Origin of the sequence: Enterococcus sp. DIV1767, assembly GCF_050542585.1 — a bacterium.
GTDB classification, from domain to species: Bacteria; Bacillota; Bacilli; order Lactobacillales; family Enterococcaceae; genus Enterococcus_D; species Enterococcus_D innesii.
This window is the reverse complement of record NZ_CP172936.1, coordinates 2,273,007-2,294,051: the sequence shown is the minus strand read 5'-3', so window position 1 is coordinate 2,294,051 and position 21,045 is coordinate 2,273,007. Positions and strand designations below refer to the sequence as shown.

Genomic DNA, 21,045 nt, shown 5'->3' with positions numbered 1-21,045 from the left:
ATGATGACAGAGTTATTAGCGATCGAAGCATTGAATGTGACATTTCAAAGCAAAACCGGGCCGAAACCGTTAGTCAAAAATCTTGATCTGGTGATTCCTAGGGGCAAAGTGGTTGGGATCGTGGGCGAATCAGGCAGCGGCAAAAGCATGACCATGAAAAGTGTCATGGATCTTTTGCCCGATAAAGTGACCGATCACTATGCCAGTTATACATTTGAAGGAGCAGCAGTTAGCAATCGTCGAACATTACCAATTGCTATGATTTTTCAAGACCCGATGACTTCATTAAATCCTTTGCGTACGATCGGCTATCATTTGATCGAAGTGATTCGCCGTTCACAAAAAGTATCGAAGAAAGCAGCACAAGAAATCGCCGTCAAAGAGTTAGAAAAAGTCGGCATACCTTTTCCAGCACAACGTATGAAACAATATCCTCATGAGCTATCTGGGGGGATGCGTCAACGGGTGATGATCGCCATGGCTTTGTTGGCGCAACCGAAATTGCTGATCGCCGATGAACCGACGACGGCTTTAGATGTGACGATCCAAGCACAGATTTTGGCATTGATCAAAAACCTGCAAAGAGAGAACCAGCTTTCCGTCGTCCTTGTGACCCATGACTTTGGGGTCGTTGCAGGAATGTGCGACTTTATTAAAGTGATGTATCAAGGCCAAGTCGTGGAAGAAGGCACCACGGAAGAAATCTTTTATCAACCGTCACATCCTTATACGAAACAGTTATTGCAAGCGGCCCATTTAGGCGACAAGCATGCTGAATTAAAAGTCTTTGATTATCACGAGACATTGGCAGATGAGTTGCAAGAAACGCAGCTATCTAAGACCCATCGCGTCTGGCGTAATCAGGAGGTGACAGAATAATGGAAGAACTGATTCGCGTAGAACATGCGACGAAAACCTTTCGCAGTAAAAACTGGCGGGGCACTGTCAGCGAAGTGCGAGCGGTCGAAGATGTCAGCCTAACGATCCATCGAGGCGAGACATTGGGGCTAGTGGGGGAATCCGGGAGTGGGAAAACCACTTTAGGACGCAGTATTTTAAATTTAGAGACCTTAACAAGCGGGGAGATTTTCTTTGAAGGCAAAGAGCTAACAGCATTGACGGCAGAAGATCGCAAAGCAGCGTATCAGCAAATGCAGATCATTTTCCAAGATCCGTATTCCTCATTGAATCCCCGTATGACGGCACTTGAACTGGTGATGGAGCCGTTGTATCATGAAACGAAAGATGCTGCTCGAGCGAAAGCCAAAGAAATCTTAGCGATCGTCGGGATCACCGGTGATGATGTCCATAAATTGCCGCGCAGTTTCAGCGGCGGACAACGGCAACGGATCGGCATCGCTCGTGCGGTGGTCAATCGCCCGGCGTTCGTCTTGTGTGATGAACCGACTTCGGCATTAGATGTCTCCATTCAGGCTCAGATCATCCAATTGCTACTGCGTCTACAAAAAGAGTTTTCATTGTCTTATTTATTCATTTCCCATGACTTGTCCGTGATTCGTCATATCAGTGACCGAACAGCCGTCATGTATCAAGGGAAATTAGTTGAATTGGCACCTACCGACCGTTTGTTTGAAAATCCGCTGCATCCTTACACGAAGAAATTATTAGCAGCAGCGCCGATCGCTGATCCTGTGTTAGCAAGAGGTGCGATGGAACAAACGGAAATTCAAAGCACGATTACTTTGACACCATTGTATGAATGGGTCGAAGTTGAACCAGATCATTTTGTGAGGAGAGAAAAACGATGACAGTAGAAACATTGACGATCCATCAAGGAAGCGACAAATTTGAAATGACGACCCCAACGGGCAATTGGGTGTTAGCACGGGAAAAAGGCTATTCGCCAGTCCAAATGCTGGTGAGTGCGGTCGCTGCTTGCGGCGGCTATGTATACGCATCCGTCTTAGAAAATTCAAAGGTTGCAGCAGAAATCGAAAAGATCGAAGTCAGCTATGACCGAGACGACAACAAAAAAGCCCAACCAGTCAGTGTTATCCAAATTCAGTTTTATGCGAAAATCGCCGAAGCTGATCATGACAAAGCGACCCGTTGCCTAAAACTCGTTTCACCAAATTGCCCTGTGATCCAATCATTAGATCCAACGATCGAAGTGACGGAAACGGTGACGTTTATTTAATCGAAAAAAGACTTTGTGTGCCTAAAACCAATAGGCATACAAAGTCTTTTTTTTGATCAATAAATAATATTCTCCCGAATAAAGTCGATATCTGTCACTAATAGTTTGCGATCGACACTCTTTAGGGCGCCAGATTCTCGTAATTTTTGCATCATTCGATTGACACTGCTGGCAGAGGTAATGCCGCAAAAGCGAGCGATCTCTTCATTGGTGACTTCAAAATCGATCAAGACACCGTCAGTTGTTTGAACTCCAAAAGTTTCATACAACTCATTGATTTGGGTACAGACAGCACCGAATTTGCCGTTCATCAGCATTTGCTGCATCTTTTTCATCGTATCCATCAAATTTCGTCGATAATACTCTTTGACATAATCCTGCAGCAGACGGTCACGATTGACATCTGCCCAAAATTGATCTCGCACGATTTTGTATAATTCGGCTTCTTCTGATTCAACCCGCACATTAAAAGGGGCTTCGACTTCTTGAGAGGATTCGTCTTTAAACAAAGAGACGATTTCGAAATCCGTCAAATAGCGCAAGTTGAATTCGCGCCCTTCATGGGTCACTACGCTAGTTTTGATGATGCCTTTTTTTAAAATGTAGACGTACCGATCCGGGATCCCTTCATACGTCAAGTAACTCTTTTTCTTACGGATAACGACCGGTATTGCTTGTTTTTCTAAATAATCACGTAATATCTGTTTCTCCACCCACGTTACTCCTTCACTTGATGCCAACCCAACATTTTCTGAAAAAAATCTGAAATTTCCTCTATTCATGCTTCATTAAAAGACATTTCTGGTGAAAAAGCAATAACAAATGTTAATGTTTCTTGTTAATGCTCTTTTTTAACAGCAAAAGCGCATTTCAAGCAGAGGAAGTTTCGGTATAGTAGAACGCATCACAGCACAAACAGGAGGAATGGAAGAAACATGTCAGATAGGGAAACCAATCAAGAAGGAGTCGTCAGCTCGTTGCCATCAACCAAAAATGAAAAACTATGGAACAAAGGGTTTATCACGATTACCTTGATCAATTTTATCGTCTTTCTCGTGTATTATTGTTTTGTCGTCATCACCGCGAAATTTGCTACTCAGGAGTTAGGGGCATCCACCGCACAAGCTGGCTTGGCAGCGGGGATCTACATCATAGGGACCTTGATCGCTCGCTTGTATGTCGGAAAAATTTTAGAATTAGTCGGTCGCAAAGCCGTTTTGCGCTGGGGGATTTTGTTTTATGTCATTACTACCGCTGCCTATTTAGTCTCAGTCAATATTTATATTTTAGATACCGTGCGCTTTTTCAATGGGTTTGCTTATGGTGCTGTCTCAACTGCGGCTAATGCGATCGTCACCGCATATATCCCAGCTTCCAAACATGGGGAAGGGATCAATTACTATGGATTAAGTACCAGTTTAGCAGCGGCAGTCGGACCTTTTATTGGCATGCTTTTACTACCGACCGTTGGCTTTGATTTCATTATTTGGTTAGCAACTATTTTATCAATCGCAACAGCCATCGCTTGTTTCTGGTTCCCAGTCAAAAACATCCCATTAACAGAAGAACACAGAGCACAACTAAAAAAATGGTCCATCAAAAGTTTTGTCGAACCAAAAGTGTTTTTCATTTCCGGGATTGCCTTTTTGATCGGGTTGGCTTATTCCAGTGTTCTTGGCTTCTTGTCGATCTATGCCAGTGACCTTGGTTTAGAAACGGCCGGTGCCTTTTTCTTCATCGTCTATGCACTTTCCGTGACCTTCACTCGACCAATGACTGGCAAACTATTTGACCGTCATGGCGCCGATGCAGTCATGTATCCTAGCTTTCTTTTCTTGACCCTTGGTCTTTTCTTATTAAGTATTACCGGCAACAGCTGGATGTTGTTGCTTGCGGGTTGCTTTGTCGGCTTGGGCTATGGCACTTTCATGTCAAATGGCCAAGCTGTCTGTCTGAAAGAGGTCGATCCTCACCGTGTCGGCGTAGCGCTCTCCACTTATTTCATCGGGCTAGACCTCGGCTTAGGCGTAGGTCCCTATGCATTAGGAAGCTTGCACGGTCTGTTTGATTATTCGCAGATCTACATCTTATGCGGACTGATCCCAGTCGTCGTTCTTGTTTTATACAAATTGTTTTATAAAACGAAACGCGCAGTTGCCGCCGTTGGTACGATGAAGCAGCCAATCAACGAAGAAGACTAACCTCAACATTACAAAAAGGAGTGTTTCACCATGGATAACAACCAATTGATTATTGAAGCATTAAACAAATTAGTGACTAACCTCAACGAATTGAATGAAGAAATGCACGCTATGAAAGAGGTCACCGCAACGATGACCCATGAACAACTTGCTATCGATCATCAATTACGCGACATCAAATCGGTATTGATCAATGACAATCTGATTGGGTAGTAAGGCACGAAATGAAACAAGAAACAGGAATGAACGCTTTTTTTGAGAATGTTTGCTGCTCACTTACTAGTGGCAGAAAGATTCACATGAGAAAAGCGTTTTTTTGATATGCAAAAACGAAAAGCGAACATTGACAGAGTTTGTACAAAAAAATAAGCAAGAAAAATTGTAGCAGTCCCCGCTTGTATGCTATAGTGTGTCTGGGTAGCAATACCTAATAAAAATCAGAGTAGGAAATAAAGCGTTAAGTGCTGAAAGGATGGGATGTTGCCTTTCGGACGAAGAACGATCATTCGTTCGCGGTTTTATTTTCGCATTCGCTGCATGAATTTGTAGCAACTCTAAAAGGAGATGCTCGCTATGAAAAGAAAAGTCGATGCACACATGATTGCGGTCATGGGACTTTTGATTGCCTTAATGGTGGTCTTGTCGCAAATCTTGGGGTTTGAAACCTCCTATATCAAAATCACATTTTCTTTTGTACCCCAGCTGATCATGGGTATGCTGTTTGGTCCGTTTTGGACCGCAGTTGGCTCCTCATTAGCTGATATCGCAGGAATGGTGATTTTTCCAAAATCAGCCTACTTTTTCGGTTTTACCATCAATGCCTTCGTTGGTGGACTGATTTATGGCTACTTCTTCTATCGGAAAGAAGTCACACTAAAACGAGCGGCAACGGTCGTCTTGTTAAATACTATTTTGATAACCTTGATCTTAACTCCGATCTGGTTAGCTATGATGCTGAATATTCCTTTGACAAGCTGGGCCATCTGGTCGGTTCGCTTGCTAAAAGCAGTCATCATGTTCCCGATACAAACTGCGTTGATTTACATCGTAGGGCGTGCGGTACCATACAAACGGCTGATCCGACGGTTCGTTTAACGAGTAAAAAAGAACGATAACATCCATTGAAGTGAATCATCTGCGAATATTTCGTCAGTGGTTCACTTTTTTCTTTCTAAGGATTGGCTTAATCATTCTCAATAACTTGTTTAGAGGGGAAGGTGAACCTATGAATAAAAAAGGACTCGCTATGGGATTGTTTCTTTTCTTGATCGTAGTAGCAATGGGAGGGATGAAGTGGATGATAGAACAGCAAAAACAGCAAACCGAAGAGCCAGCCGTGATCCAGCAAAGCAGCTCAAGGGATGAAACAAAGGAAGAAGTCAGTGAAGGCCAAATAACCACGTCAACTTCTGCGCAAGAACAGCCAGAAGAGGCAATAGCAGAAAAAATCGCCACGATGAGTTTGGAGGAAAAGGTCGGGCAATTGTTTTTTGTCCGTGTACCAGAAAGCAATCAAATCGAAGAACTTCAAAACTATCACTTTGGCGGCTATCTGTTATTCGGCCGTGATACCGAAAATGAGACGGCGGAGAGCTTGAAACAGAAAATTTCAGATTACCAAGCAGCCAGCGCCATTCCGCTGTTGATCGGTATGGATGAAGAAGGGGGCACAGTGACTCGCATCAGCCGCAATCCGAACCTTACGGATCAGCGTTTTCTCTCACCACAACAGCTATATGCCCAAGGTGGATGGTCGGCGATCGAAGAAGATACAGCAAAGAAAGCGGAAATTTTAAAAGCGTACGGCATCAATGCCGGGCTGTTTCCCGTGGCCGATGTTTCCACTGATCCGCAGTCCTTTATCTACGACCGAACCATTGGCATGGATGCGCAGGGCACGAGTGCGTTTGTAGAACGTGTGGTTCATGTTTTGCAGAAACACCACGTTGGGTCTACCTTGAAGCATTTTCCTGGTTATGGCAACAATCGTGACTCGCATGTCGAAATCGTCACCGATGACCGCCCGCTATCTGCACTGCGGGAAACGGATTTTCTGCCTTTTGCCGCAGGGATCAAAGCTGGTGCTGATAGTATTTTGGTGGCCCATACGATCGTCAATAGTATCGATAGCACTGTACCCGCCTCTATTTCAAAACCCGTACATGAGCTGCTGCGAAATGAATTGCATTTTGGAGGGGTCATCATGACGGATGACTTGGATATGGCAGGACTTTCTGAGTTCATTCCGCAAAATGAAGCCGCATTACAGGCGTTGCAGGCGGGAAATGATCTAGTGATCTCCTCTACCTACCAAGAACAGATCCCTTTTGTCGTACAAGCGGTTGAAGATGGCCGTTATTTGGAAGCTGATTTGAATGCTTCCGTCAAACGGGTCTTGCTCTGGAAAGAAGCATTGCATTTACTTTAAGAAAAAAATAAACCTGCTGTTTCCTCCGTGTAAGAGAGTCGTTCTCTTACTGAGAGGAAGCAGCAGTTTTTTTTTTAGATACTCTGAGCCAGTGCCTCTAATTCTTTGGCAAAGGCTTCTTGCCCAATAAAACGCAGATAATCCAGTGCTTTTTCAATCGTGGCCATTCCCAGCGTACGATCTCCTTGAAACAAGGCGTAGATGCCTTCGAAATAACGAATCATCAAGCGAATACGATCATTGTCCGGCGGCAGGTGATCGGCTAGATACGTCAGCACATGCGCCAACTCGGCAGGTTTTTTGCGATCGATAAACAAGAAAGCCGCATTCGTCAGCAATTTTGTGTAGATTTGATAATTGATACTTAACGTATTGCTGTAAAAAATTTTTTTATTCAGGTGTTTCATTTGATACAAGATGTATTCGTCAGAAAAAAGAAAAAGCAGATTGGTAAATAAGGAGATTTCAAACTTTCCCCACGTGTCGATGCGTTCCAAGTATTTCTTGATGGTCGCTTCGATGATGCGCCGTTCTTCCTCGTCGGTAACCACGCCTTTTTTCTCTAAAATCAAAAAGAATTGACTATACAGTACATAATAGAAGAAATCCTTCGTGGTTTTATACAGCGCTTGGGCTTTGTTGATCAAAGAGAGGACTTCAGAATACTTGCTTTCATAGTAAGCGGTGGTCAACTGTTTGGATAGCTGCTTTTTCTCGCTGACTTGATTGTCATCCAAGCGATACTCAAATTCCTCCAAAGTGACATTTAAGCGGTCCAAATATTGGTGCAAAATATCAAAGGCGATGCGGTGCCCTTTTTGTTCAAAGGTTGCCAGTGTACTGCGTTCTGAAATGTTCTCAACCAATTTTCGCTGTGAAATATTTCGTTCCGTTCGTAACTCTTTTAACAAGTCATTGGCCTTCAAAAAATCCCTCCTAAAAAAAGTGGACGGAAAAATAGTCCAAATATGTTACAGCTTTATTTTGCGGGTAAACTTGAAGAAAGTCAATTAAAGGAGGAGAAATGGATGTTTGATTTTTTTAGTTTTCCCTGGGAAGTTGTAGAACTAATGGCTAACGTTTTTTCTTTCTTCAAATAATCGATCCTTTGTGATTGGTTAGCAATTGATTTTTTAACAGGAAAAAAGTACAAGTGGTTTCACGTAATAAGTTACTGTTCATTCGCGCATTCAAACGCCCTCTCCCCAAACAGCTTACCCTGTCAAGGTGCGTAGGTCTGCCGAATCCCTTTTAAAAAAGGAGCAAACACAACAGCGAGTGATTGCTCTTTTTTTGTTGGTCAAAAAAACCTACATACGGCATCGCAACAGTCAGTTTTGTTTTTTCTTGAACATTGGTTCATTCGGATCAGAATAGTAATCAGGATTGAACTCATCATCGATCGAGACCCCGAAAAGAGAAACGAGACTGGGAAGAAACCCAATCACGCCGAGGACGACGGCAACTGGAAGGTAGAATTTTTTGCGCTTGTACCACGGAAGCTGCGATTTCTTTTCCATAGGAAATCCTCCTTTTTAAATAGTGTAGCATGTTCTGAGTTGAGTGTGTTAATAATTATCTTAAATATTTAAAAATATACTAAAACGGTATATTGGTATATCTGATGGGGAAAAGGCTTCCTAGTAAAATTTAGGGAGCGTTCGTTTTTGTCATTGTTGCCAGAATCAAGTTTTTATAAAAAAGGAACCGAGTAAGAAAGCATCCTTCTTACTCGGTTCCTTTTATTGAAAATAATCCTTGGTTTGGTCCATCAAGGTTTGAAAGTCTGATTCGTTTTTTCTTATCGCCTCTGTTAGGGTAAACAAATAACTGTTAGGGTCTTTGATGGTCATTTCAAGGGCATTCCAAGGCTTTTCCATCAAAGGTTCCACGATCCACTTTTCGGGAATTTTCTGAGCGATATTCTGAAGATCAATCATCGCTACATTCAAAATTGCCCCATCGCCAACAGTGAACGAGTCTGCGGCAATCAGCATCAAATCTTGGTAGTCAGCAAGACGCAGATGGTCCATCGTCACTTGATTTTCTTGATTGCGAAACTGATACAATGACTGGAACCCCAAGATTTCTGCAAACCATTTTGATGATTGTTCAATATCTTTGGTCTTCAATTGATAAAACATTGGCATACCATAAACTTTCATTTTGACACCTCCTCTTAATTAGAGGATACCGCTTGACGCAGCGTTAAAGTCAATAGACATTTTCGTATTGAAGCAAAGCTTGAGAATGGCGTTTATTTGGCACTTAAGTCAAGGAAAAATGGGCAATAATTGTTTGACTGACTTCATCAGGTGATAAGTGGGTATTGTTGATTTTCAGCGAAGGAATCGTTGGAAAAAGGGTAGTTAATTCCTGTGGCAGACTTTCTAAGCGATAGTTTTCAAACGAAGACAAAAGCTCATTTCTAGAAAAAGCCAGCGCTCTTTTTGACGGCTTTGCGGCTAAACGGTCCTCATGGCAATTGCGTTGTAAGCGTTCTTCAATATCAGCCACTAATTCGATAAAATAGACCTTTTGCTGGGCATCGGTAAATAGTTGGGCGATCTCTTGTAAAAAAGCTAATTCTGCCGCTTGATCGAAATCAATCAAGACCGTAAAGATGATTGATTTTGTCGTATTGTTGGCTTCATTTTGGACAAAGGCTTTGAAAAGTTCGATTCGCGTTTGATTAGACAAAGCGAATGCCGCAGGGCTATAGCCAAGAAAGTTCGCAAAAAGATCAATGGTCTGGTGATTGAATAAAAGCTTTGCATCCAATCGTTTTTCCAGTTCTTTGCCCACCGTCATTTTCCCTACTGCTTGCGCGCCAATCAAGACGATCAATGACATCACAACACATCCTTTTTAACAATCGTAACAAAGGAGAGCGAACGTGTAAATCGCATCTTAGAAAGAAACGATTGAGAAGCTGGTTTTTTTATGTGGAAACCAGAGATGATTTTTTTAGGTAAAAAGGAATGAGCGAAATTTCTCCGATAGAGGGAAAAAGATCATGCAACATAGTAGCACGGTCTGGAACAACAAAATGACTAGTAGATTGATCGTTTCAAATCGTGAATAAAGATAGAAGTGGATCAGCCATTCGAAGACATTGACAAAGACTAAATAAAGGTAGTGAGCTTTTTTTACTTTGCAGTTTTTCAACCAATAATAGCTTAAGTAATAATCCAGCAAGACCATCAATAATAGAAAAAGTTTGCTAAAAGCCGTCAGATTGTCATGCTGGGAGGCAAGTTTTTGAAAAAATAGCAAAAGTGTTGGCGTGGGAATATAAATGATCAATAAGGATAGAAAAAAATAGACAATAAAGGGCATAGTCATTCCTCCAAAATATTGATAAAAAAGCATAGATAAATTAGCAAATTTGACCGTGCACGTCAATTGATTTCATTATCGAATATTTCGATAATGGATGTTTGGCATTGATTGAAGGGAAGTGGGGCATGAAAAGTCGGCGACCATTGATTCAACAAAGCGCTGACAGGGAAGGAATATTTAGGGGTCAGGAAAAAAGAAATACTCCCTTTCTTTAATCAAGAAGGGAGCAGAAGGATTGATCCAACGGAAACCTCTAATTCCATGTTTCGTTGAGCTTATCGGCATAAAACAAAAGGGCCTGTCGGTAAGACTGGATGTCTGGATCACTAGAAGTTTCGGCAAGCAGGGTCAATAGTCGTTTAGTGGCTTGCTCATACTCGGCTAGATTAAACAGTGTCATGGCATAGAAGGTTTCTAAAGCATGATTTTTTGGAAACTGCTTCATCGCGTGTAAAAACACTTCTTCGGCTTTTTGATAATTGCCGAGGGCACGATAGGTGCTGCCTAGACCTAGGTAGGCATCTGGCAAGTCGTTTTCTGATAAACCTAACGCGATTGCTTGTTCATAATAAGGAATTGCCTGTTGTTCTTTCCCTAAAAGATCATAACTCCAAGCCGTTTGGTATTGGACAAAGGCATCTTGGGGATTTTCGGTAGCTAATTGAATCAATTGTTCATTTGATTGTTGCAGCTTTTTTTCAGCTCGCAGTTGAATCGCTGTAGCTAGTCGTTCATTCATTGGTTCATCCCTCGCTTTCAATGGGTAAAAATTTTCAGTTAGATAGTAAGTAGAGCTAAGAGGAAAGATCTGCCCAGCTTTCACCCGCAAAAGAAAAGCCGCATGCTTCATATAGTTTGAAGGCTGGTTGATTTTCAACGGTCACCACAAGGTAAAGATGTGTGAGTCCCATGGCTTTTGCTCGTTGGATCACTTCATTCATCAGCAGTTTGGATAAGCCTTTGCCTTTAAAGTCTGCGTCCATAACGACAAATAATAGCAGGGGAAGCTCTTGAAACGTGCTGGTTACTATGGCACCGATAGGATGATTATCCTTTTGTAACTGAAAAGAGAGCTCTGGAATCAAGGGACCGTATTTGCCTTCAGCAGTTTCTCTAAGTTCCTTTTGCCAATCAGCGATCGATTCTCCTTCATCATCGATGGTTTCATGGTAAGCGGAATAGAAAAGTTCTGCAACTCTTGGTGAATCTGTGAGAAAGGCGTCAAAAGAAAAGCTGGCTTCAGCCTGACGACTGGAGGCATGCTGTAAGTCACATGACATAATGATTCGTTTCATTAGAGGACTCCTCTCTCGTTGTTTTGGCTTAATTTAGCAAAAGGTCACTTTGTCAGTGTTGCTTGTTTCTCATAACTTCCCAAATGACGCGAATTCCTTCGTAAATTGCAGTGAGAACAGCCACAACAAACAAAAAAGACATGTAGTGAATCAAAAAAGCCAGTTGAAACCATAAGCCATAGACCATCGGCAGGACGACAAGCAAACAGAGGCCCAATTCGATGTTTCGCTTTCTTCTCCTTTGAAACCAACGCTCATCTGACATCAGTAGTTTCCTCCTATTTTGGTTTTTATCGATCATTTTATAAAAGAAAAAGTGGAAATCCTACGATATTTTGCGAAAAAATTACTAGAAATTATCTGAATATTTTGTTAATATTTGATAGGAAGCAAGATATAAAAGACGTTATTGTATATTTTGACTTATTTTTCCCAGAAAGGCAAGGGTTGACAATGGAAAGAAAACCGATGTATGTAAAAAATGGGCTTCCTCTAACCATGGAACCCGGTAAGATTTACACATGCCTTTATGAGGCGCTTATTTCATTTGTGAAGAAAAGGGCCAACCGCTGCCAGCGATAAAAAGAGAAGCGAAGTAAGCAAAATTCTCACTTAAGATTTGTCAGGGATCGAATAGGTTGTAGGAATTGTTATCTCCTTTTTGGTACCAATCAAATGATGTTTAGCATTTTCAAAAAATCTCAACGTTCTTCATTCAATCCATTCTAAGTCTTCTATTGATGTTTACCGATTTCAATTTGGTAAGAACAACGCGATCCCTGGCAAATGTTAGGTGAAAAGTTTTTAAGAGACTGAGCGAGTAATAATAGTCATTCCGATAATCAATAGCAGTGGATATTCGAGCGAACATACAATAGTAGAAACCGGGTTTTTCTCATAAAAGACGATTCTACTTGAATAGAACACGTTTTTTTGCTATAATAGTTCAGGAATTGAAAAATAGAATAGCCAAAGGTTGAGCATTTTTATGCTTCAAGGATCAGGTTTGCCAAGGGGTGAGGCAAACATTCTTGGAGGAATGCTGGCCTTTTTTGTTATCAGCATACTTCTTCGTGAGGTATGCTTTTTTTGTTTATTTTTCAGTTAAGTATCCAAATAGTATAGGAGGGGAATCGATGAGAGAAGCGTTGACTCGTTTACGAACAGCAGAAGAAGCCAATGAACAGCAATTGCTCGCTTTAAAAAAAGAGCTACAGTTGGAAGAAGCCCAGCAGCAACAAGTATTAGAAGAACGGGCTACCGCTTTGGAAGAAGCCCTTGCACAAGAACAAGCAGCAGTTCAAGAGCAAATGCAACAGTCACTAGCAGCACAAAAGCAGCAGCTGGCAAAAGAGAACCAGCAAGTGTTAGATCGTTACCAAAAAAATATGCAAAGCTTCCAAGAGCAAGCGGTTCAACAGATCGTTGAAGGAGTGATCGGGACTTATGGCAGTAACCAAACTAAATAAACTAACGTTGATCACCCCGAAGCACTACCAAGAAAGGTTATTGACGAAGCTGCAAACGATGCAGTTTGTTGAAATCGAGAACGTATTTGAGCAGGAAGCTAACGAAACTTGGCTGCGGGAATTTTTTGCAGGAGCCACCCCAGAAGGTGCTTCTCACCAACCAATGATTCGTCGACTACAAGAAGCGATCCGCTTTATTCGCCAAAATGGTGATGCGAAAAAAGGGACAGAATGGCAACGAGATGCCTTGCGGCTGTCGGACTTTGAAACAAGCTTCGATGAAGCCGCAGCATTGACGGAGCTGGTTGAAGTCGAGAATTTGCAGGAGCGCTGGGTAGAGACGATCGAAGCGATCGAAGCAGCGACGCAGTCGGAAGAATGGGCGACACAGTGGCAAAATCTTGACGTGCCGCTGGAGATCGAAGCACCTGCTCATACAAGTTTTTTTGCTGGGAGTGTCGAAGGCCCACGCTGGGAAGATCTAGCTGAAGCCTTGCGTCAATTGGAAGAGGTTCATATCGAAGTGATCTATTCTGAACCCAAAAAAGTCAATTTCAGCTGCCTGTTTTTAGCAGCGATCGAAGAGCAAGTGTTCCAATTGTTTCACCGATATGGGGTGAAGAAAGAAACTGGCTTGACATCCGAATCACCAAAAGTGGTTTTGCAAAATGCGAAACAAGCCTTGACCTCCTTGACGCAGCAGCGCAAAGAACTGATTACAGAAATCAGTCAGCACAAACAACGGCTGATCCTGCTGCAGCAAGCGGAAGAACTTTTTTTGACTCGTGAGAATCGGGCAATGATGCAACAGCGCTTAGCAGCTGGTCAGACCTTTGCCCTCTTGCGCGGCTGGATCGAAGAAAAGGATCAACCGTTAGTGGCGGAAATGGTCCAAGAATCCTTTGCCAACGAGATTTACTATTCATTTGAAGAACCCACTGCAGAGGAGATCGCTGCCAATCAAGTGCCAACGAAGCTAAAAAACGCCTCGTTTATACAACCCTTTGAAATGTTGACGGAAATGTACAGCTTGCCAAAATACGATGAGATCGATCCAACCCCATGGATGACGCCTTTCTACTATGTTTTCTTTGGTATGATGGTGGCTGACTTAGGTTATGGTGCATTAATGGCTGTCGCAACCACGATTGGGCTACACGCCTTGCGTTTGCCCAAAGGGACCAAACGGTTTCTGAAATTGTTCCAGATTTTGTCTGTGCCAACTATGATTTGGGGCGCAATCTACGGCTCCTTCTTTGGTGCTACATTGCCCTTCCAACTTTTATCGCCCTCCGAAGATTTTATGGCGATCTTTGGTCTATCCATGATTTTTGGTGGCATCCAACTGTTTACAGGCCTTTATTTAGCAGCCAAAGAAAATATCCGCAAAAAGGATCTTTTAGGTGCAGTCAACGAAGGCTTTGCGTGGCTAGGACTTTTAAGTGGTCTTTTAGTGGCAGCCGCAGGCAATCTTTTGATCGATGTCCCAGCACTAACAACCGTCGGCTTGATTTTAGCAGGCTTTAGTGCCTTATTGATCATCGTGGTACCGATTCTGAAAGGGAAAACCAAAGTGGGCGGCTTCTTTTTAGGCTTGTATGACTTATACGGTGTGACCAGTTACATCGGCGACTTTGTCAGCTATAGCCGCTTGATGGCATTAGGGATCTCTGGTGGGAGTATCGCAGCAGCCTTCAATTTATTGGTGGGCTATTTGCCGCCAGCCGCTCGTTTTTCTGTAGGCATTCTCTTATTGGTTGTCCTACAAGCTTTAAACATCTTTTTATCGTTACTGAGTGCGTATGTGCATGCCGCTCGTTTACAATATGTAGAGTTTTTCGGAAAATTTTTCACTGGTGGGGGGCGCCAATTTGAAACCTTTAAGCCAAGTGAGAAATACGTTGATTTTGATAAAGAAAATGGAGGAGACAATAAATGATTGATTACTTAATTAATAATAATGGTGGTATGGTGTTTGCAATTATCGGAATGGGGATCGCAACGATCTTTTCTGGGATCGGTTCAGCCAAAGGGGTGGGCCAAACTGGTGAAGCAGCGGCAGCCTTAACGACGAATCAGCCGGAGAAGTTTGGACAAGCCTTGATTTTACAATTGCTTCCCGGAACGCAAGGACTATACGGATTCGTTATTGCGTTTATGATCTATGGTAGCTTAAGTGGTGAAATGTCGACAGTGACTGGTATGGCGTACTTGATGGCCTCATTGCCAGTTGCCTTTACTGGCTTATTCTCAGGAATGGCCCAAGGGAAGGTCGCTGCAGCTGGGATTCAAATTTTAGCGAAGAAACCAGAGCATTTCTTTAAAGGGGTCATGTTCTCAGTAATGGTTGAGATGTATGCCATCTTAGGCTTTGTTATTTCTTTCTTACTTTTAGGAACGATTTAAAGGGGGCGAAGGTATGGATGCAATCGACAAAATGATTGCTGAACTAGACCAAGAAGCGCAGACAAAACGGGAACGTTTGGCTGCCGCTGAACGTGCTAGGATCAGTGAAACGATGGCACGTGACTGGGCGAAAAAAGAGTCGGACTTGCAGCTTCGTGCCCAGCAAGCAAAAAAGCAAGCCGAAAAAAATTATCAGCAAGCGCTGAATCGCCAAGCAAGTGCCGCTAAGCAGCAGCAAATGGTGAAACAAAACGAATACCTGGCACAACTTTTTGAGCAAGCGTATCAACAAATGGTAGCCTGGACGCCAGAAGAGCTGCAGTCATTTGCTGAAAATGTGCTGCAACAGCTGCCGATCAGCGGGACGGTGACCTTCCACGCTGGTCCTGAGCAAGCAGCCCATCTAGATGCCGCTTGGCTTACGTCTTGTCAATCAAAACTACCGTATCAAATCAAAGCAGGCGCACCATTGACAGAAGCAGGCTTTTTGGTGGATGACAACGGCATCCAATACAATTTTACCTATCAGGTACTGCTTGATGAATACAAGAAAGAAACCCGGGAACGGTGGTTGCAGATCATACAACAAGGAGGTTGATCCATGAGGAACTATCATCAATTGAATCCAATCATTCGGCTGAAAGAGATGACGTTGCTAAAGCCGCAAGAAGTGGAACAAATGATTGCGGCAAAAGGGTTTGCTGAAGTCGAAGCTGTTTTGCAACAGACCCATTATCAACGCTATTTAAAGCCAGATTTTCATGAACGATTCGAAACCTATCTCGATGAAGAATTGTTAAAGACGATCAAAGAATTGGCCGAGCTGGTTCCTGATCAAGAGATCCTCCGACTGTATATGATGCCTTTTACTTTCCATAATCTAAAAGTCTTGACCAAAGAGTCAGTGACTGGAAAAGATTATGATCATCTACTGATCGAAGATGGTTTTTACACGATCGATGAGTGTCGGACCGCCATCAAAACGGGAACCTCAGAGGTATTGCCTGAGAAAATCGTGACTACGATCCAAGAGGTGCGGGAGTACTTAGAAGGTGGCGCCGTGCTGCAAGGCATCGATATCATTTACGATCGCCGGTATTTACATGAACAACGGCGACTGGCAGATGAAATCAAGATCCCAGAACTGCAAGAAGCTGTCATCAAAATGATCGATCTGACCAATATAACGATCGCCGCTCGTTGTGTACTTCAAAAACGATCGCGCAGTTTTATGGAGGCAGTCTTAGTGAGTGTCGGCAGTATCCCGAAAGAAGAATTTTTAGCGTTTGCGGATGCGTCCTATAGCGACTTTTTAGCCTTCTTATTAGAAAGTGATTATCAGGAAGTATTGCGGCCTTTGATTCATGAGCAGGTGATCGATTTTTCTGGCTTGGCACTTTTACAAGACAATTTGATCACAGAAAGCTATGGCCAAGCCCAAACGGATGCTTTAGGACCACTGCCTTTACTGGCATTTTTGAATGCTAAGGTTTTGGAACTGCAAAATCTGCGTATCTTGCTGGTAGGCAAACGCAGTGGCTTTACGGAAGAACAACTCAGAGAAAGGATGCGGCACTATGACTCATAAAATCGGCGTAATCGGCGAGAAAGAATCCGTCATTCCTTTTCAACTATTTGGCTTTCAGGTCTGTTATGCCTCGGAAGAAAAAGAAGTGAAGCAGGCGCTGGCAAAATTAATGAAGAACAGTACGATCATCTACCTGACTGAAAAATGTGCCGAGCTGATTCCCGATGAATTAGCAAAAGTCCAACAAAAAATGACACCTGCAGTCATCTTGATTCCTGATTACGATGGTTCCCGAGGAATCGGCAAACGAATGATTCAAGAAAATGTCGAAAAAGCAGTTGGACAAAACATACTATAGAGAGGAGCCGATGTTGTGGAAAAAGGAACAATTATTAAAGTATCTGGTCCATTGGTGTTAGCCAAAAATATGGGCCATGCAAGTTTAGAAGATATCTGTTATGTAGGAGATTTAGGCGTGGTCGGTGAGATCATCGAAATGCGCGGCGACGTCGCTTCGATCCAAGTCTATGAAGAAACGTCTGGGATCGGACCTGGTGAACCAGTCGAAACCACCGGTGAACCGCTATCCGTCGAATTGGCGCCTGGGATCATGTCACAAATGTTTGATGGCATCCAACGTCCCTTAGAAACCTTCATGTCTGTCACCCAAAGCAACTTCTTGATGCGTGGGGTGCAATTGCCTGCGTTGGATCATGAGAAAAAGTGGCCCTTTGTACCGACCGTGGAAGTCGGCGCAGTAGTCAGTACCGGGATGGTCATCGGCACCGTGCAAGAAACACCGTTGATCAATCACAAGATCATGGTTCCTCATGGCGTTTCAGGAACAGTCAAGGCTGTTTATGCTGGGGAATTTACGATCGATGAAACGATTTATGTTTTAGATACACCCAAAGGAGAACGGTCTTTCACAATGCTGCAAAAATGGCCCGTTCGTCATAGCCGTCCAGTAAAGCAAAAACTGAATCCAGTTGAACCGATGATCACTGGCCAGCGAGTGATCGACACCTTCTTTCCAATCGCTAAAGGCGGGGCGTCAGCCGTTCCAGGACCTTTTGGTGCAGGGAAGACTGTCGTTCAGCACCAAATCGCCAAATGGGCGGATGTCGACCTGGTCGTCTATATCGGCTGCGGCGAACGCGGCAATGAAATGACCGATGTAATGAACGAGTTTCCAGAGTTGATCGACCCTCGTAGTGGTGAATCTTTAATGGCGAGAACCGTGTTAATCGCTAACACCTCCAATATGCCGGTAGCCGCTCGGGAAGCGTCGATTTATACTGGGATCACGATTGCGGAATACTTCCGAGACATGGGCTATTCCGTGGCGATCATGGCGGATTCCACCTCACGTTGGGCAGAAGCACTGCGAGAAATGTCTGGTCGTCTGGAAGAAATGCCTGGGGATGAAGGGTATCCAGCTTACTTAGGCAGCCGCTTGGCAGAGTATTATGAGCGTTCTGGAAAAGCGATTTGCTTAGGTTCTGATCAAGAAGGAAGTATCACTGCCATCAGCGCCGTTTCACCATCAGGCGGCGATATTTCAGAACCAGTTACCCAAAATACGTTGCGGGTCGTAAAAGTCTTTTGGGGCTTAGATGCCACTTTAGCGCAAAAGCGTCATTTTCCATCGATCGATTGGTTGAGGAGCTATTCATTATACGAAAACGAATTGGGTGCCTTTTTGGACCAACAAATGCAAGTAGATTGGTCCAAACAAGTAACAGAAGCCATGCGGATGCTGCAAAAGGAATCTGAGTTGTCAGAGATCGTTCGACTTGTCGGCATCGACGCTTTATCCGAAAAAGACCAGTTATTGCTGGAAACCACCAAGTCTTTGCGAGAAGATTTCTTGCAGCAAAACGCTTTTGACGACGTCGATACGTTTACCTCTCGTGAAAAGCAGTTCAAAATGCTGGAGACGATCTTGCTGCTCCACAAAGAAGCGGAAGATGCGTTGACACTAGGTGCGTATCTTTCAGAAATCTATGCAGGAACCGAAGAATTGCGAGACAAAGTGGCACGCATGAAGTACTTGCCTGAAGCAGAATTAGCAAAAATTCCTGCTTTGCATCAAGAGATCAAAGCAACGATGAAAGAAATTTTACAGAAAGGAGACCGCACTGATGATCAAGGAATATAAAACGATTGGAGAAGTCGTCGGACCATTGATGGCCGTCGATCGCGTCTCCGGTGTCAAATACGAAGAGTTGATCGAAGTCCGCATGCAAAACGGCGAAACGCGGCAAGGACAAGTACTAGAGATCCAAGAAGACAAAGCGTTGGTCCAAATTTTTGAAGGAACCGGTGGGATCAATTTGCGGGAATCTGCGGTGCGTTTCTTAGGACATCCTTTGGAATTAGGCGTTTCCGAGCAAATGATCGGGCGAGTCTTTGACGGTTTAGGTCGGGTCAAAGATGGCGGAGTAGAGATCGTCCCAGAAAAATTTATGGACATCAACGGCGAAGTGATCAATCCAGCAGCGCGGGATTATCCTGATGAGTTTATTCAAACGGGGATCTCATCGATCGACCACTTGAATACGCTCGTTCGGGGACAAAAGCTACCGATTTTTTCTGGATCTGGTCTGCCTCATAAAGAATTGGCTTCGCAAATTGCGCGTCAAGCACAAGTGTTGAATTCAGAAGATGATTTCGCTGTTGTGTTTGCTGGCATCGGGATCACCTTTGAAGAAGCTGAATATTTCATGGAAGATTTTCGTCAAACGGGTGCCATCGACCATTCTGTCGTCTTTATGAATCTAGCCAATGACCCAGCGATCGAGCGGATCGCTACTCCCCGAATGGCCCTGACGGCAGCCGAATACTTGGCTTATGAAAAGGGCATGCATGTCTTGGTGATCATGACGGATATGACCAACTACTGTGAAGCTTTGCGGGAGATCTCCTCTGCTCGTCGTGAAGTGCCAGGACGTCGCGGCTATCCAGGATATCTTTATACCAATCTATCAACGTTATATGAACGTGCGGGACGGATTCGCGGCTTGAAAGGATCAGTGACCCAGCTGCCGATTTTGACCATGCCAGAAGATGACAAAACCCATCCGATTCCCGATTTGACCGGCTATATCACCGAAGGACAAATCATCTTGTCTCGTGATTTGTATAAAAACGGCATTCAGCCGCCCATCGATGTCTTGCCGTCATTGTCACGGTTAAAAGATAAAGGGACCGGCGAAGGCAAAACACGTAAAGACCATGCCGCAACGATGAACCAGTTGTTTTCTGCCTATGCTCAAGGAAAGCAAGCCAAGGAATTGGCAGTCGTTTTAGGAGAATCGGCATTGTCGGAAGTAGATAAAACCTATGCCAAATTTGCGGAACGCTTCGAAAATGAATACTTGAACCAAGGGTATCGCACCAACCGCTCGATTATCGAAACCTTGGAATTAGGGTGGGAATTGTTGGCGATGCTGCCAAAAGTCGAGCTGAAGCGGATCAGCGATGCTTTACTGGCGGAATACTTACCGGGAGAGGAGAACAATGGCGCAAAAAACCGTTAATCCAACCCGCATGGAGCTGTCGCGCCTCAGCAAACAATTGGCGACAGCCAAACGCGGACACAAATTATTAAAAGACAAACAAGACGAACTCATGCGTCAATTTATTGAATTGATCAAAAAGAATGACCACTTGCGTAAAGAAGTGGAAGAACAATTGCAGCGTGCCATGAAGGCATTTCGCTTAGCCAATGCCACGATCAATGAAAAATACATTGAAGAAATGTTTATTTTACCAGCAACTGAGGTCTCCCTTGAGTTATCCACGAAAAATATCATGAGTGTGGAAGTGCCAGTGATGCATTTTGATTATGACGATACGGTGATGCAAGCGCCGATCGAGTATGGCTTTTTGAATTCGAATGTTCCGTTAGATCATGCGGTCGCCCGTTTTACCGACGTCATGCCGAAGCTGTTGGAGCTAACGGAAATCGAAAAGACCTGTCAACTGATGGCAGGGGAAATCGAACGTACGCGCCGACGCGTCAATGCCCTAGAATATTTGACGATTCCCGAGCTGGAAGAAGCCATTTATGGAATCAAAATGCGGCTGGAAGAAAACGAACGAGCAAACGTAACAAGAATGATCAAAGTGAAGAATAAATCAAAATAAAATGGTATGATAAATGAAAACCAACTGCAATAAACTAGGATTATCAAGCCATTCGTTTTTGCAAAA

The 21,045-nt window shown here is 43.6% G+C and carries 25 protein-coding genes, 1 riboswitch and 1 other annotated feature; of the genes, 16 read left to right on the top strand and 9 right to left on the bottom strand.

The window, feature by feature from the left end; all coding sequences use genetic code 11:
- Genes IGI78_RS10920 through IGI78_RS10910 form a run of 3 tightly spaced genes read left to right on the top strand, consistent with a single transcriptional unit; the run spans window position 1 to window position 2,158 of the window.
- A complete protein-coding gene (locus tag IGI78_RS10920; protein WP_430618016.1) occupies window positions 1–879 on the top strand; it encodes an ABC transporter ATP-binding protein in 879 nt (292 codons plus the stop codon).
- Window positions 879–1,769: an ATP-binding cassette domain-containing protein gene (locus tag IGI78_RS10915; protein ID WP_016608213.1), complete on the top strand. Its 891-nt coding sequence runs from the start codon at window positions 879–881 to the stop codon at window positions 1,767–1,769. Before IGI78_RS10920 ends, IGI78_RS10915 begins: the two co-directional genes overlap by 1 nt.
- Entirely contained in the window at window positions 1,766–2,158 is a 393-nt protein-coding gene (locus IGI78_RS10910; RefSeq protein WP_430618015.1) for an OsmC family protein, read from the top strand. Before IGI78_RS10915 ends, IGI78_RS10910 begins: the two co-directional genes overlap by 4 nt.
- A 56-nt stretch (window positions 2,159–2,214) precedes the next feature.
- Here IGI78_RS10910 and IGI78_RS10905 read toward each other — a convergent pair whose 3' ends face one another.
- Complete coding sequence (locus tag IGI78_RS10905; RefSeq protein ID WP_077452722.1) at window positions 2,215–2,871, bottom strand: Crp/Fnr family transcriptional regulator; 657 nt, start codon at window positions 2,869–2,871, stop codon at window positions 2,215–2,217.
- 222 nt (window positions 2,872–3,093) lie between these two features.
- Between IGI78_RS10905 and IGI78_RS10900 the strand changes: the two genes are divergently transcribed.
- The 4 genes from IGI78_RS10900 (at window position 3,094) to IGI78_RS10885 (ending at window position 6,787) form a co-directional block, all read left to right on the top strand.
- Entirely contained in the window at window positions 3,094–4,359 is a 1,266-nt protein-coding gene (locus IGI78_RS10900) for an MFS transporter (protein ID WP_081118173.1), read from the top strand.
- A gap of 30 nt (window positions 4,360–4,389) precedes the next feature.
- Window positions 4,390–4,572, top strand: a complete 183-nt coding sequence (locus tag IGI78_RS10895; RefSeq protein WP_077452720.1) for a hypothetical protein — start codon at window positions 4,390–4,392, stop codon at window positions 4,570–4,572.
- A 223-nt stretch (window positions 4,573–4,795) separates the two neighbouring features.
- A riboswitch (THF riboswitch) is annotated at window positions 4,796–4,897 on the top strand.
- Window positions 4,898–4,923: 26 nt separating this feature from the next.
- Window positions 4,924–5,454, top strand: coding sequence for a folate family ECF transporter S component (locus IGI78_RS10890; RefSeq protein WP_005234846.1), 531 nt, complete (start codon window positions 4,924–4,926; stop codon window positions 5,452–5,454).
- Between the two features lie 130 nt (window positions 5,455–5,584).
- Window positions 5,585–6,787: a glycoside hydrolase family 3 protein gene (locus IGI78_RS10885; RefSeq protein WP_430618014.1), complete on the top strand. Its 1,203-nt coding sequence runs from the start codon at window positions 5,585–5,587 to the stop codon at window positions 6,785–6,787.
- A 74-nt stretch (window positions 6,788–6,861) separates the two neighbouring features.
- On the opposite strand, the gene IGI78_RS10880 is transcribed toward IGI78_RS10885, so the two are convergent.
- The 8 genes from IGI78_RS10880 to IGI78_RS10845 form a co-directional block, all read right to left on the bottom strand.
- Window positions 6,862–7,713, bottom strand: coding sequence for an Rgg/GadR/MutR family transcriptional regulator (locus IGI78_RS10880; RefSeq protein WP_081118171.1), 852 nt, complete (start codon window positions 7,711–7,713; stop codon window positions 6,862–6,864).
- A 405-nt stretch (window positions 7,714–8,118) separates the two neighbouring features.
- Entirely contained in the window at window positions 8,119–8,307 is a 189-nt protein-coding gene (locus IGI78_RS10875; RefSeq protein ID WP_005234854.1) for a hypothetical protein, read from the bottom strand.
- 222 nt (window positions 8,308–8,529) lie between these two features.
- Window positions 8,530–8,952 (bottom strand): VOC family protein, encoded by a 423-nt coding sequence (locus tag IGI78_RS10870; protein ID WP_430618013.1) that lies wholly within the window; start codon window positions 8,950–8,952, stop codon window positions 8,530–8,532.
- Window positions 8,953–9,055: 103 nt separating this feature from the next.
- Entirely contained in the window at window positions 9,056–9,640 is a 585-nt protein-coding gene (locus IGI78_RS10865; RefSeq protein WP_430618012.1) for a hypothetical protein, read from the bottom strand.
- 114 nt (window positions 9,641–9,754) lie between these two features.
- The gene (locus tag IGI78_RS10860) at window positions 9,755–10,126 is read right to left on the bottom strand and encodes a hypothetical protein (RefSeq protein WP_140965058.1); all 372 of its coding nucleotides are present in this window, start codon (window positions 10,124–10,126) and stop codon (window positions 9,755–9,757) included.
- A 256-nt stretch (window positions 10,127–10,382) separates the two neighbouring features.
- Entirely contained in the window at window positions 10,383–10,868 is a 486-nt protein-coding gene (locus IGI78_RS10855) for a tetratricopeptide repeat protein (RefSeq protein ID WP_430618582.1), read from the bottom strand.
- Between the two features lie 55 nt (window positions 10,869–10,923).
- Window positions 10,924–11,424 (bottom strand): N-acetyltransferase family protein, encoded by a 501-nt coding sequence (locus tag IGI78_RS10850; RefSeq protein WP_430618011.1) that lies wholly within the window; start codon window positions 11,422–11,424, stop codon window positions 10,924–10,926.
- 52 nt (window positions 11,425–11,476) lie between these two features.
- Entirely contained in the window at window positions 11,477–11,689 is a 213-nt protein-coding gene (locus IGI78_RS10845) for a hypothetical protein (RefSeq protein ID WP_195264808.1), read from the bottom strand.
- A 709-nt stretch (window positions 11,690–12,398) separates the two neighbouring features.
- Window positions 12,399–12,451 (top strand) — a sequence feature (sodium ion sensor (DUF1646 type); this cis-regulatory element may regulate processes involved in with the transportation of sodium ions).
- A gap of 109 nt (window positions 12,452–12,560) precedes the next feature.
- Between IGI78_RS10845 and IGI78_RS10840 the strand changes: the two genes are divergently transcribed.
- Genes IGI78_RS10840 through IGI78_RS10800 form a run of 9 tightly spaced genes read left to right on the top strand, consistent with a single transcriptional unit; the run spans window position 12,561 to window position 20,979 of the window.
- Window positions 12,561–12,893: a V-type ATPase, subunit F family protein gene (locus IGI78_RS10840; protein WP_368256790.1), complete on the top strand. Its 333-nt coding sequence runs from the start codon at window positions 12,561–12,563 to the stop codon at window positions 12,891–12,893.
- Window positions 12,871–14,832, top strand: coding sequence for a V-type ATP synthase subunit I (locus tag IGI78_RS10835; protein ID WP_430618010.1), 1,962 nt, complete (start codon window positions 12,871–12,873; stop codon window positions 14,830–14,832). The genes IGI78_RS10840 and IGI78_RS10835 overlap by 23 nt, the downstream gene beginning before the upstream one ends.
- On the top strand, window positions 14,829–15,299 hold the full coding sequence (locus IGI78_RS10830) for a V-type ATP synthase subunit K (protein WP_005225567.1): 471 nt from the start codon (window positions 14,829–14,831) through the stop codon (window positions 15,297–15,299). The genes IGI78_RS10835 and IGI78_RS10830 overlap by 4 nt, the downstream gene beginning before the upstream one ends.
- Window positions 15,300–15,312: 13 nt before the next feature.
- Window positions 15,313–15,897: a hypothetical protein gene (locus tag IGI78_RS10825; protein WP_430618009.1), complete on the top strand. Its 585-nt coding sequence runs from the start codon at window positions 15,313–15,315 to the stop codon at window positions 15,895–15,897.
- Window positions 15,898–15,900: 3 nt separating this feature from the next.
- Window positions 15,901–16,887 carry a V-type ATPase subunit gene (locus IGI78_RS10820; RefSeq protein WP_430618008.1) on the top strand — a complete coding sequence of 329 codons (987 nt, stop codon included), beginning with the start codon at window positions 15,901–15,903 and terminating at the stop codon, window positions 16,885–16,887.
- Window positions 16,877–17,185 (top strand): V-type ATP synthase subunit F, encoded by a 309-nt coding sequence (locus tag IGI78_RS10815; protein ID WP_005225570.1) that lies wholly within the window; start codon window positions 16,877–16,879, stop codon window positions 17,183–17,185. The genes IGI78_RS10820 and IGI78_RS10815 overlap by 11 nt, the downstream gene beginning before the upstream one ends.
- Before the next feature lie 15 nt (window positions 17,186–17,200).
- Window positions 17,201–18,988, top strand: coding sequence for a V-type ATP synthase subunit A (locus IGI78_RS10810; RefSeq protein WP_195264822.1), 1,788 nt, complete (start codon window positions 17,201–17,203; stop codon window positions 18,986–18,988).
- Entirely contained in the window at window positions 18,972–20,369 is a 1,398-nt protein-coding gene (locus IGI78_RS10805) for a V-type ATP synthase subunit B (RefSeq protein ID WP_010747828.1), read from the top strand. Before IGI78_RS10810 ends, IGI78_RS10805 begins: the two co-directional genes overlap by 17 nt.
- Complete coding sequence (locus tag IGI78_RS10800; RefSeq protein WP_195264823.1) at window positions 20,350–20,979, top strand: V-type ATP synthase subunit D; 630 nt, start codon at window positions 20,350–20,352, stop codon at window positions 20,977–20,979. The genes IGI78_RS10805 and IGI78_RS10800 overlap by 20 nt, the downstream gene beginning before the upstream one ends.
- The last annotated feature ends 66 nt before the right edge of the window (window positions 20,980–21,045 follow it).